4 protein-coding genes are annotated in these 13,634 nt (G+C 62.2%); 3 read left to right on the top strand and 1 reads right to left on the bottom strand.

The window, feature by feature from the left end; all coding sequences use genetic code 11:
- Position 1: 1 nt before the first annotated feature.
- Positions 2-3,445 carry an ATP-binding protein gene (locus tag IFT59_RS09775; RefSeq protein ID WP_192086715.1) on the top strand — a complete coding sequence of 1,148 codons (3,444 nt, stop codon included), beginning with the start codon at positions 2-4 and terminating at the stop codon, positions 3,443-3,445.
- A gap of 26 nt (positions 3,446-3,471) precedes the next feature.
- On the opposite strand, the gene IFT59_RS09770 is transcribed toward IFT59_RS09775, so the two are convergent.
- On the bottom strand, positions 3,472-4,320 hold the full coding sequence (locus tag IFT59_RS09770) for a DUF6030 family protein (RefSeq protein ID WP_192086714.1): 849 nt from the start codon (positions 4,318-4,320) through the stop codon (positions 3,472-3,474).
- A 441-nt stretch (positions 4,321-4,761) separates the two neighbouring features.
- On the opposite strand from IFT59_RS09770, the gene IFT59_RS09765 reads away from it, so the two are divergent.
- Together IFT59_RS09765 and IFT59_RS09760 are read left to right on the top strand one after the other, a co-directional pair.
- Positions 4,762-12,198 carry a type I polyketide synthase gene (locus tag IFT59_RS09765; RefSeq protein ID WP_192086713.1) on the top strand — a complete coding sequence of 2,479 codons (7,437 nt, stop codon included), beginning with the start codon at positions 4,762-4,764 and terminating at the stop codon, positions 12,196-12,198.
- The gene (locus IFT59_RS09760; RefSeq protein ID WP_062453239.1) at positions 12,195-13,628 is read left to right on the top strand and encodes an aminotransferase class I/II-fold pyridoxal phosphate-dependent enzyme; all 1,434 of its coding nucleotides are present in this window, start codon (positions 12,195-12,197) and stop codon (positions 13,626-13,628) included. Before IFT59_RS09765 ends, IFT59_RS09760 begins: the two co-directional genes overlap by 4 nt.
- Positions 13,629-13,634 lie beyond the last annotated feature (6 nt).

Raw genomic sequence — 13,634 nt, 5'->3', positions numbered from 1 at the left:
CATGCGTTTCACCCGTCTCGACATCCTGCGCTACGGCGCGCTCACCGATCGCGCGCTTGCGTTCCGGCCGGATGCGCAGTTGCATGTCATCTATGGCCCGAACGAAGCCGGAAAGTCTTCCGCGCTGTCGGCAATCTCGGATCTGCTGTTCGGTTTTCCGACCGCTGCCGAATACAGTTTTCTCCACGATGCGACGGCCCTTCGCGTCGGCGCCGAAATCGAGACACGCGATGGCAGCAAGCTGGGCTTTCGCCGTCGTCGCGGCCGCAAGAACACGCTGCTCGCGGCAAGCGAGGCGGAAGAGGCGCTGCCCGAGGATGCGCTGGCACCCTTTCTCGGCACGCTGAACCGCGACGTGTTTCAACGCGCTTTCGGGCTTGATTCGGCGTCGCTGCGCGCCGGCGGCCAGAGCATGCTGAAAAGCGGCGGCGAAATCGGCAGTCTGCTGTTTTCTGCAGCGTCGGGCCTTACCGGCCTCTCCGACCTGCGCAAGAGCTTCGATGCCGAGGCCGACACCATCTACGCGGCGCGCCGCTCCAAGGACCGGTTGTTTTACCAGGTGCTCGACAGCCATGACGAGGCGCGCAAGGCCGAGCGGGACAACGAGCTGAAGTCCGGCGACTGGAAGAAGCTGCTCGCCGAACAGTCCGAGCTGGAAGCGGAACTCGCGACGGTCCAGACCGAGCGCGAAACCACGAAACAGACGCTCGAACGGCTGCGCAAGCTGATGCGGCTGGAGCCGGTGCTTCGCGAGATCGATCGCGAGCAGGACCAGCTGGCGCAGTATCAGGCGCTGGGCTCGCTGCCGCCTGGCTTCGAGGACGCACTTGCCAGGGCGCTGGACGAGGCACGCCGCAACGAAGACGCGCATCGGGCGGCGGAAACTGAAGTCTCGCGGCTGGGCGATGAGATCGCCGCCCTCCATGTCGACGACGCGCTGATCGCCGCTGCCGGCAGCATTCTCGCCCGCCACGCCGACAAGGGCGTCTATCTGAAAGCCCGCGAGGATATCGCAAGGGTTCGCGGCGAGGTCGAGGATTTCGATACCCGGCTGGTGCAGCTGGGGCGCAGGTTGGGTCTTGTCAGGACCGACGACCTCGAACGCCACCAGCCTGCCGATGCCGATCTGGTGCGGCTGAAGACACTGCTCGACGAAGGCAGCGAACTCGATCGCAGCCTGAAACAGCTGCATCTCCGTCTGGAAGAAGAGCGCGAGGCGCTGCGGCGTCTGGATGAAGCCAATCCGGACAGCCGCCTGATCGATCCGAAACCATGGGCCGAGCAGCTCACGGCGCTGCGCCCCGAACTCAGTGATCTCGCAGGCATCGAAAACCTGCAGGTCCGCGCCACACGGGCAGAGAGCGATCTTGCCGCCGCCGTTGCAAGACTCGATCCGCCGGTCAAGGACATCGACGCCCTGCTTGCGAGCCCGCTGCCGGATCTGGCAGCGCTCAGCAGCCACCGCAAACTGATCGACGACGCACGCGCGGTGCATGCGAGGATCACCCAGACGCTGACGACGGTGAAGGCCGAAGCCAAGACCGTGGCCGATCAGATGTCAGCGTTGGAAGGGCAGGGACGCATCGTTTCGCGTGCCGACATCCTGGAAGCGCGCCAGCACCGCGACGAGGGTCTTGCAGCACTCGGAGCAAAGCCTTCAGGAGATCAGCTAGCCGATGTCCAGAAGGCCGTGCAGATCGCTGACGAACTGGCTGACGCCGCCCTGACCGATGCCGAACGCGTGTCCCGCTACGCACAACTCAGCCTGCGCCAGCACGAGATCGAGCAGCAGTTGACGAACGCCCGCGCCGAAGCGCGCGAAAGCGATATTGCGCTGTCGGACGCGATCACCGAATTCGAGGACCTGTTCCGCTCGGTGCCGGTCTCGCCGCTATCGCCCGAGCGCATGCTCGAATGGCGCCGCGGCGTGGAAGCGCTGTCGCATCAGGTCGCTGCGCTGAAGGATGCAAGTGACGCGCTGCAGAACGCGCGGCTGAAGGAAGAGCGGCTGAAGCCGGTGCTGGTCGGCCTTGCCGACGCGATTGGTCTTGCCGCAACCGCCTTGCCGCCCGCGGCTCTGGCGCGCGCTCTCGACCGAAGACTGGCGGAGATCGCGGAACGCTGGACGGAAAGCCGCTCGCTGGAAGGCAAGCGCAATTCCGCCGTCGATGCGCTGCAACGTCTCGAAGAGCGCGAAACCGTACTGCGCCGTGAAGTCGACACGTGGCGAGCCGCATTCTCCAACGCTGCGACCATGGCCGGCCTGCCGGATGAGGCGACGGTCGAAATGGCAGCGGCAGCGCTCGATGTCTGGCGCAGCGTGCCAGATCTTCTGGCCGAGCGCGAAAACCGCAGGCGCCGGGTGCGCGGCATGCAGCGCGACATGGAAACCTTCGACGAGGAAATCCGCAGCCTCTGCACCAAGGTCGCGCCAGACCTCATCTCGGTGCCGGCAGACGTCGCGGCCGGTCTCCTTAACGATCGGGCAATGGATGCCAATGCCGCCGCCAAGCACAAGGCAGCGATGTCGGCTGACCTCGAACGCGCGACGCTCGCCCTGGAGCGCTATGCCACGCGGGAAAAAACCCTGCAGGACGAGCTCGCTTCGCTTGCCACATCCGCCTCGCGAGGCGTCGCCGACCTCGAACAGGTGCTGGAAGAATTGCGCCAGCGAAGCCGGCTGAACGGACAGCTTCTGCAGTGCCGCTCCCGTTTCAACGAGCACGCTGATGGTGACGATGAAGCGGCAGTGCGCTCAGCGCTGGTCGATTTCGACAAGGTGACGGCAGGTCTTGAGATCGAACAGCTGGAAAGCGCCGATAGCAGGCAGATCGACCGTATCTCGACTTTGAGGACCGCCGAGGCCGACAATGCCCGCCGTCGCCGCGAACTGGAAAGCGGCATCGGTGCCGAGCGCGCGGTGTTCCAGAAGCACGCGGCCGAAACCGAGGCGAGGGACCTTGCGCGGCGGTGGGTGGTGCTGAAGCTCGCGGCCAGCCTTCTATCGTCCTCGATGGAAACCTATCGCGAGCAGCAGGCCGATCCGGTCATGCAGCGGGCCGGCAAGGTATTTGCGGATCTCACCGGTGGACGGTTTGCGAAGCTGGTGCAGCTCTATGACGAAAAGGACGAGCTGCAGCTGGCTGTCGAGCGAAACACCGGTGAGCAGGTTCCGCTATCGGGCCTCAGCGAAGGCACCGGCGATCAGCTCTATCTCGCACTGCGTCTGGCGTTCCTCGAGGATTACTGTAGCCGCAACGAACCGGCACCGCTGATCCTCGACGACATCTTCCAGACATTCGACGACGAACGGACCGCAGCCGGCATCCGCACACTCGCTGCCGCCGGCGACAAGTTCCAGACGGTGCTGTTCACCCACCAGCTGAGCCTGGTGGAAACGGCGCAGCGCGAACTCGGCGAGCGGCTGGACTTGATCAGGATTTAACGCAATCTGACGGTTGCGTAGCGTGGCTAGCCTTGCGGCGAAAAAACTTGCCCCATTGGGAGCGTCAGGCAGCCGATCCGCGTGCTGACGATCGCTCGCTGTGACGCCTTGCCAGGTTCCGGCGTCGGTACCGGGCATGCCGTGGTAACGGGATGGGCAACGAGGAGCAGGTTGAACCGCCTCTGGTCCATCATTTCGGGGACAAAGGTGGCGCGGTAGTTTTCGAGATCGGATTTAAACGCCGTGCGGGCGGAAAGCCTTGCCTCGAGATATGACCGGCTCTGCGGTGTCAGCGACAGGCCGTAACCGTCGAGCGTGGTCAGTGCAGTCTGCAACAGCGCACCGTCGTGGCGCTCATCCGTGAAACTGAGCTTGATCCGGAAGGTACGCAGGTCATCCTCTCCAACCCCTTTCGCTTGGATGAACAGAGACGCGGGATCTTCACCCGGGCCCAGCGGCAGGAAGAACGTGCACTCCCATACATTGGCGCCCGCTAAGAAGTTCGGCGGTTCGCCGCCTATGCCCGCCAGTGCCTGGCAGCGTTCCTCGGTTGATGTCGTAACGGGTGGGATGAGACGCGACGTGTCGTGCGCCAGCGGCCGGACCAGTCTGGGCAGCTGCTTGCTACTCGCCGCAAGCCGTCGCTGGCGCCCGATGCGAACAGCCGGTGCGGGAGGAGGAGGAAGCAGATAGGTTTGCAGGCCGAACTGGCGCACCAGACGCTTATAGTTGCGCCCTTCGTTGACGAAAAGGACGGTCGCCGCAAGCCCGCTGAAGACAACGAGAAGGAATACCGCAAGAACGAACAACCGGCCGCCGCGTCGGCGACGCTGTTCGGCAGGGGTCGAAATTGCGGGCCTCTCCTCTTGCGGCATAGTCTTGTTCCGATCGAGGAATGCCTGCGATGATGCCTGCGCTTACCACATTACTAACAGGCTTCAAATCTAGAGCTTCGCCATATTTTCGATTCGACCGGCGGTCATCAGCGCCTGGCGGACGAGTTTACGCTGGTCGGAGCTGTAGGCTGTCTCGCCTTCTCAACTCCATTTGCAGGCGTGGTGCCGCTTTCTGTTCACTGTATGGTTGATTGTTGCTGTAAGGTATCTGGCGATCCAACCCATGCTAGTATAAACAGGAGGCAGGTTATGTAATGGCTTGTTTATGCAATAACTTTGTGCTTTTTGCGGACCCCTGAACCTGCCTTGGGCCATATGTGTATTAGCTTTTCTCGTGACATCCGCTAATAAGTATGTTGTTAAAGTTGTCCGATGCGGGCATTCCGCATCCGCCATTTTAGCTGTGAAAACAGAGTGACAATGACGATCGAAATTATTGGTAGAGCCTGTGTGGCGCCGGGTGCAAGCTCCGTCAAGGAACTCAAGACGATCCTGAGCGGCGGCCGTTGCACCGTTTCGGAGATCCCTGGAGATCGATGGGACTTGGCACGTTTCTGGCATCCGGCACAGGGTGTCGCTGGAAAGACCTATACGTTTGCCGCAGGCGTTATCGACAGGCTGTATGACTTCGATCCTGCCGTTTTCGGCATTTCGCAGCGCGAGGCCATGCAGATGGACCCGCAGCAGCGCGTGCTTCTGACACTGGTCTGGCAGGCGCTGGAAGACGCCAATCTTCCGGCAAGCACGCTCACCAAGGAAAAGGTCGGCGTCTATATCGGCGCGTCCAGTCTCGAAAACAGTACGCTGTCGTCGGAGGATCCGGCATCCGGTAGCCCGTATTTCATGACGGGCAACACGCTCTCGATCGTCTCGAACCGCATTTCGCACGTCTTCGGCCTCAATGGGCCGAGCATGACCATCGACACCGCCTGCTCGTCGTCGTTGGTGGCGCTGGATCAGGCGGTGCGCTCGCTCGAGCGCGGTGATATCGACACCGCGATCGTCGGCGGCGTCAATATCCTGGTCAACCCGCTCTCCTTCGTCGGCTTCGCGCAGGCGCGCATGCTGTCGCCCGAAGGGCTTTGCCGTGCTTATGACACCAACGGCCATGGCTATGTCCGTGCCGAAGGCGGGGTGGCGATCGTCCTTCGTCGCAGCGATCGCGCGAAGCGGGAAAATGACCGCAGCTACGCCAAGATCCACGCAACAGGCGTGAATTCTTCGGGCCGCACCAACGGCATCAGTCTGCCATCGCGGGAAGCGCAGGCTGATCTTCTGCGCTCGATCTATCAGGGCAACGGCATCGACGTGAACCGCGTCGCCTTTATCGAAGGCCACGGCACGGGAACGCGTGTAGGCGACCCGGCGGAAGTCTGGGCCATTGGCACTGTCATCGGCCAGAACCGTCCGGCTCCGCTGCCGATCGGTTCGATCAAGTCGAATATCGGCCATACCGAGCCGGTGTCGGGTCTTTTCGGTCTCATCAAGGCGATGATCGCGCTGGAAAACGATTTCCTGCCCGCGACGCTTCATATCGAAAAAGCCAACGAGGATATCGACTTCGCCTCGCTCAACGTGCGGGTCAATATGTCCGCGATGAAGCTGATGCCTGCCAAGGGCGCTCGGCTCGCTGGCATCAACTCGTTCGGCTTCGGCGGCACCAACGCCCACGTCGTGATCGGCGATCCCGATCCGGTCGACACGCCGGCGCTGCCCGCCAAGGCCGACAGCCAGTTCTTCTTTGCCAGCGCCCATAGCGCCACCGCCCTGAAGTCGCTTCTGGAAAACTACCAGTCGGCCCTCGAACGCTCCGATGCTGTCAAGGCACGCCGGATGATCGCCGCCTCCAGCGCCAATCGCGACCCGATGCGTTATCGCTTCGCCGTCGAAGCCAAGGACGAGGGCAGGGTTCTTAGGGCGATCGAAACGCATTTGGCCGGAACGGCTTCGCAGGGGGAGCGCGGAGAAGCGCCGTCCCATGCCGGCAAGACAGCGTTCGTATTCTCCGGCAATGGTGCGCAGTGGGCCGGAATGGGCGTTGAAGCCTATCGTGAAAGCCGCCATTTCCGCCAGTGCTTCCAATCCTTCAGCGCGCTGTTCGAGTATCACCTGGGCGAAAAGCTCTCGGATCTGCTGTTTGCCGACGATATCGGCAGTAGGCTTGCCGATACCAAGATCGCTCAGCCTATGCTGTTTGCGATCCAGGCGTCCATCTCGGATTGCCTCGCTAATCTCGGGGTTCGCCCGGATGTCGTCTTCGGCCACTCCGTGGGCGAAATTGCAGCTGCCTATGCCGCCAAGGCCCTGACGGCTGCGGAAGCCGTGGCGATCGTCGCCAAGCGCTCCAAGTCGCAGGATTTGTTTGCCGGCAAGGGCAAGATGGCTGCCGCTGTGATGAACGAGGAGACGGCGCTTGCCTTCGCAAAGACCCATGGTCTGAACGAGATCGGCGTCGCCGCCATCAACGCACCGAACTCGGTCACGATTTCCGGTCCGACTGACGAGATCCAGGCGTTTCGCGATGCGGCACGCAAGGCGCAGACCGTCGTCCATGTTCTCGACATCAACTACCCGTTCCATCACCCGATCATCGACAGCGCGCGCGATCTTTTTCTCGCGGACCTGCCGACGATCGAGCCGAAGAGTGGCGCTTGCACCTATGTTTCGACGGTCACCGGCGGCATCTACGACTGCCGCGGCCTGGATGCCGATTACTGGTGGCGGAATGTCCGCGATCCGGTTCTCTTCAAGTCCGCGGCCGAAACAGCACTGGAGCTCGGCTGCAACCTCTTCATCGAGATTTCGCCACGTTCGATTCTGTCGAACTATGTCAGTGAAATCGCCAAGCATGCGTCGCATTCGGCTGTCGTGATCGGCACCCTGCAGCGAGAGACCCCGATCGAGGGACGTGACCCGGTCGCGCAGTCGTTTGCCCGCGCCATCGCCCACGGCATCGCACCGAGCGTGTCGCGTCAAAGCGGCAAGCGTGATGCGTTTGCCGGCCTTCCGGTCCTGCCGCTCGAGCCGTCTGTGCTGAAGATGGCGAATACGACCGATGAGGTCGATATCTTCGGCCGCGAACACCGCGGCAGCTACTCGCTGCTCGGATGGCGCACCGATCCCAACAGCGCCCACTGGAAGAACCATGTCGACGCGCAGCTCTTCCCTGATCTTGCGGAGCATGTAGTCGATTCGCGTGCGATCCTTCCGGGTAGCGGATTTGTCGAGATCGCCGTCACAGCCGCCCAGGTGCATTTCGGGTCCGACGACGTCGAACTGACGAATATGGAGATCGTGCGTCCGCTCGAACTTCGTACCGACCGGCTGCTCGAGCTATCGACGATCCTGTCGCCCGAGACAGGCGATATCGAGATCCGCTCGCGCGAACGACTGAGCAGCGACGACTGGACCGTGCATGCGGTGGCCCGCTGCCGCAAGCCGGTAGAGCATGCATCTGACCGTCAGATCTGGCGTGCCAACGAAGGCGAAAGCGCGAAGCTCTCCTCGCTGGAGGTCTACGGGACTGCCGAAAAGTTCGGCCTGCAATACGGCCCGCACTTCCAGCTGCTGCGCGAAGCGCGCGTCTTTGGTCGCAACACCGTCGAGGTCGATCTGAAAGCGGCCGAGGCTCCGGCCCACCCCTATCTGACCTACAACCTCAACCCGTTCTCGGTGGACGCGGTGTTTCATGGCCTTGTTGCCATGTTCGACCAGTTATCGGGCAGCGATGCCGGCTCTCCCTATATCCCTGTACGATTTGGTTCGGTTCGGGTGGGGGCGCGGGCCAAGCCTATTACCCGTGCAGTCATTGAGATCGAACGGTTCAGCGGCTTCTCGATCAAAGTCAACTTCCGCATGTTCGGGGAAGATGGCGAAATCGTTGCGTCGTTCGACGACTGCCGGTTCCGCCGCACCTCGTTGCGTCGTCATCACACCTTGGCCTCGGTGGCGTTCCATTACGAAGCCGTGCCGTCGACGATGTCAGGCAATTTCGCTCGGATCGGGTTTGCCGGCGGTCTACTGGCCGCGACGACGGATGCAGAAGCCAAGGACACTGCGTCGTTGATGCTGGATGCGATGATTTACCGTGCCTGCCACGAGATCGCGCTGTCGCTCGCATCACAGGACGGGTTCGTGTCCGTTACCGAGTTCCCGGGCGAACCCAATTTCCGGGCTTTCCTGGCAAGCTGTCTGTTTATTCTGGAAGATGCCGGGATCGCCTCGTCCGAAGAATCCGGCTGGCGCGTGCCGTCCGAATTCACCATGCCGGCCGTCTCCGAACTTCTGCAGGAAATCTACCGCGAGGATTCCGGCCGTATCGCCGAGGCGGTTCTGCTGCACAATGCCTATCGCGATGCTCTGGAACACCTGTCGCTTGCCGGCCTGCACAGCGGCGAGGACGTCTCTGAAGCGCGCCACACCAGCGAAGCAACGCTCGAACACGTGCTTGTTCACTCGCCGCTTGGGCGCAAGCGCTCAGATATGGCGCTGCATCTTGTCGAGCAAGCCTGTCGGGCCAATGGCGGCCGGACCCGGGTCATTGTCGAGCTCGGCTCCACATCCGTATCCGTCAGCAGCAAGCTTGCGTCGCTTGCCGTCGATCACTCGGCGACGCTCGCCATCGTCGAGCCGCGCGAAAGCGTTCGCCGTACACTCGAACTCGCCTTCGAACAGCATGCACATGTCTCGGTGATCGAGCCGAAGGCCCTGACCGATCTCCGCGGCATCGATGTGATCGTTGCCGCCGGACTTGAAAGCCAGGCGGTTCTGGTCGCCGACGATAGCCTTCGTTCGGCTGTCCGAGGCGCTGCCGCAAGAGGCGCTGCATTCCTGTTCGTCGACCGTGCACCGTCGGCGTTCAACGACTTTGCATTCGGCCTGTCGGATGATTGGTTTGCCGCAAGTCAGTCGCCGGAATTTCCGGTCGGGCGTCTCGCGACAACCGAACAGGTAACCGACCTTCTGACCGGTCTCGGCTTTGCCGCCCCGCTTGTCGAAGAGAAAGACATGGCCGAAGGGCTGCTGATCGTTGCAGGCGCATCCTCGGCCGCGGCCGACCAGCTGCAGGCGCTGCCGTCGATCCCGTCGGCGCTCGTCTTCGCTGAAGATGTTGCCCGTGCTGCAGCGTTTGGTGACGGCGACACCGTCGTCCTGCTCAGCGCGGATCCGGATGAGTTTGCGATTTCGCAGTCGCTTGCCCGATTCGATGGCAAAGCCGTGCAAGCCATCTTCCTCGCCGAACGTCTGGGTGATCGCGAAGCCTCCGATGTCGCTCTGGCACGTCTCGAAAACCTGAAGCGTATCGTTGAAGCGTTCACCCGCCATAGCGCCAGCCTCGCGTCGGGCGACCAGTCCCGTCTCGTGATCGTCGCACCCGGCGGCTCGCCGCTTGCCGGTGAGGCGACTGATGACGTCAACGCCGGTCTCTGGACCTTCGCCCGCGTTCTTCAGAACGAATACGATGCGGTCGCCACGCACCTTCTCGATCTCGAGACGGACAGTGCGGAACTCGGCCTTCATGTCGGCGAGATCCTTGCATCCGCCAGTACCAACCGTGAGTGGATCCTGCGCCATGGTTCGCTGTCGGAAATCCGCGCATCGAGCGGTCCGTTCGGGCCGAAGGATACAGAAAGCGCCGACTTCACCGCGGCCACGATCCGTCAGACGGTGAATGGACGCGTCGACAGCATCATCTGGGAGAGCGCCTCCGAGCCGGTGCCGGATGCCGACGAGATCGTTCTCGCCGTGGAAGCGGCCGGCCTCAACTTCCGTGACGTCATGTGGGCCATGGGCCTGCTTCCGGAAGAAGCGCTCGAAGACGGCTTTGCCGGCGCAACCATCGGCATGGAAATGTCCGGCCGCGTCATCTCGGTCGGTGCGTCGGTGACGGATCTCGTTGCCGGAGACCGTGTCATGGGCATCGGCCCGGCCGCCTTCTCCACCCACGTCAAGGTTCGACGCGACGGCGTTACGAAGTTCCCGGCCCGCCTCGACTTTGAGGCTGCTGCAACCGTTCCGGTGGCATTCCTCACGGCCTATTACGCCATGGTCCAGCTCGGCCATATCGAACCTGGTGAAACCATCCTCATCCATGGGGCGGCCGGTGGTGTGGGTCTTGCAGCCTTGCAGATCGCCAAGCTGAAGGGTGCGATTGTCATCGCCACGGCTGGCACGGTGGAAAAGCGCCGCTTCCTGGAAGCGCTTGGTGCAGACCATGTGTTCGACAGCCGCTCGCTGGATTTCGTGGCCCGCGTGCGCGGCGTCACCGGTGGCGAAGGCGTCGACCTGGTGCTCAACTCGCTGTTCTCGGAAGCGATGGAACGCAGCCTGGAACTGGTGAAGCCGTTCGGTCGCTTTCTCGAACTCGGCAAGCGCGACTATTATTCCGACCGCAAGATCGGCCTTCGTCCGTTCCGTCGCAACATCAGCTATTTCGGCATCGACGCCGACCAGTTGCTGGTGAAGCTGCCGGCGATCACGAAGAAGATCTTTACCGAGATCGGCGTCCTGTTCGAACGGGGCGACCTGTCTCCGCTGCCCTATCGCGCCTTCGGCTATGACGAGATCGGCAGTGCCTTCCGTCTGATGCAGAATGCCGGCCAGATCGGCAAGATCGTCATCCGTCCGCCGGTTGCCGGCAAGGACAAGGTGGTGATTTCAAACGAAAAGCCGGTCGCCTTCGATCCGGATGGCATCTATTTGGTTGCCGGCGGCATTGGAGGCTTCGGCCTCGTTGCAGCGGACTGGCTTGCCGCACGCGGTGCCAAGCAGATTGCACTTTGCTCGCGCAAGGGCGTTGCCGACGCTGAAACCGAGGCGGCGATCGCCAAGTGGCATGCGAAGAGCGTGAAGGCATCTGTCCACGCCTGCGATATCACCAGCGAGCCGGCTCTTTCGAAGCTCCTCGACAGCCTCCGCAAGCAGGCTCCGATCAAGGGCATCGTGCACGCCGCCATGGTGCTCGACGACGCGCTTCTGTCCAACCTGACGCCTGAGCGCAACCGCCCGGTTGTCGAGGTTAAGGTTCGCGGCGCGGCTCTGCTCGACAAGCTGACGGCGGGCGACGACCTCGATCTCTTCCTCGTCTTCTCGTCGGCCACGACCATGCTCGGCAACCCGGGCCAAGCCAACTACGTCATTGCCAACGGCTATCTCGAAGGTCTTGCCCGTGCACGTCGCGCGGCCGGCAAGCCGGGTCTCGCCGTCGGCTTCGGCGCCATTGCCGATACCGGTTTCCTTGCACGCAATGCCGAGGTCAACGAAATCCTGTCCAAGCGAATCGGCAAGACGGCCATGAAGGCGCGCGATGCGCTGGAGCAGGTCGAACGCTACATGGCGTCAGACACCGGCACCATTGATGCGGCAGCCGTGATGATTGCCGAAGTCGACTGGCAGGCAGTGCGGATGCTGCCGATTTCCAACGCCTCGATCTTCGAGACGGCGATCCGTTCGGCTGGCAATCAGCAATCGGCCTCCGATGGCGACCGGATCGATCTTGAGGATCTGATCCGTGGCAAGTCGGCGGATGAAGCGCAGCAGCTTCTTCACAACCTCGTCGCGTCTGAAATCGCCACGATCCTGCGTGTCACGGAAGACAGTATCACGCCGGAAAAGGTCTTGAAGGATATCGGTCTCGACAGTCTGATGGCGATGGAGCTCGGTATGAGCTTCCAGCAGAAGACGGGCTTTGATATTCCGCTGAGCGGAGTAGGGGAAGACACGTCCGTCAGCGACGTGGTAAGCCGTCTGAGAGAGCGTGTCGCCAAGCGCAACGGCGAGGACGACACCGTCCAGAACGAAGTGATCGACCGGCTGGTCAAAAGCCATTCGACGCAGCAGAAAGCCGCAACGCAGTGACAGACAGCAGTTCGGATGAAACCCGGCCCTCCAAGCTGAGCCTTGGGGGGAAGGGCAATTTTATCGACCAGATGCGCAAGGCCAACGAAAACGTCGGGCGCAATCGCACGACGCGGCTCAATGCACAGCCGCAGCAACCGGCCCGCCCTCCGGTCGGTTTTGACGCCTTGCCCGAATATCAACGGGTCATGGTGCAGCGCAAGGCGAGCGAAATCATCGGCGTCGACAACCCGTTCTATCGCTCGCACGACGAAGCCGCCGGCGCGACGACGACCATGGACGGGGAAGTCTATGCGAATTTTGCTTCCTACGACTATCTCGGTACCAACACGGACCCGAGGGTGACCGAAGCCGCCAAGGCTGCGATCGATCGTTTCGGCATTTCCGCCTCCGCCAGCCGTCTGGTCGCAGGCGAGCGCCCGGTGCATGCGGAACTCGAAGAAAAGCTTGCCAGCGTCTACGGCGTTGATGCTGCAGTCTGTTTCGTCAGCGGCTACCTTACCAACGTTGCGGCAATCAGCTGTGTTGTCGGCCCCAAGGACCTCGTCATCCACGACGAATTCATCCACAACAGCGCGCTGGCCGGCATCAAGCTTTCCGGCGCCACGCGGCGCCTGTTCAAGCACAATGACGTCGATAATCTCGAGACGGTGCTCAACACGCTCGCCGGCGATTTCCGGCGCGTGCTCGTGATTGTCGAGGGCGTCTATTCGATGGATGGCGACATCGCCGACCTGCCGCGCCTGATCGAGCTGCGCAATCGGTACGGCTTCTGGCTGATGGTCGACGAGGCCCATTCGCTCGGCGTTCTCGGCAAGACCGGTCGCGGCTCGTTTGAACATTTTGATATCGACCCGAAGAGCGTCGATATCTGGATGGGCACCCTGTCGAAGACAACGTCGAGCTGCGGCGGATATATTGCCGGTAGCCGGGCGCTGGCTGACATCCTCAAGGCAGAAGCGGGCGGTTTCGTCTACAGCGTCGGGCTTGCGCCTGTTCTGGCAACGGCTGCAGCCACGGCCCTCGATATTCTGCGCGAGGAACCGGATCGGGCCGAGCAGTTGCACCGGAACGGTTCGCTGTTTTTGAAGCTCGCCCGGGAAGCCGGTCTCGACACAGGATTGAGCCTCGGCTTCTCCGTCGTGCCGATCCTCGTCGGTGATTCGCTTCGCTCCATCCAGCTGTCGAACGAATTGCTGGAAGATGGCGTCAACGCTTTGCCGATCATTCATCCCGCCGTCCCGGAAGGCATGGCCCGGTTGCGCTTCTTTATCACCAGCGACCATACGGAAGAGCAGATTCGCCACGCGGTGGAATCGACAGCAAGACGCCTGAAGGACCTGCAGGACAGGAATTTCGGTCTTGCCTCTCTCAGCCCGGAAAAACTGATGCAGCTTGCGCCGCTTCTCCAGTCGCCTGACAACACCTGAGGCTGT

Origin of the sequence: Rhizobium sp. CFBP 8752 (assembly GCF_014842035.1) — a bacterium.
GTDB classification, from domain to species: Bacteria; Pseudomonadota; Alphaproteobacteria; order Rhizobiales; family Rhizobiaceae; genus Neorhizobium; species Neorhizobium soli.
Note: the sequence above shows the minus strand (reverse complement) of the source record. Positions and strands in the feature narration are given on the sequence as shown.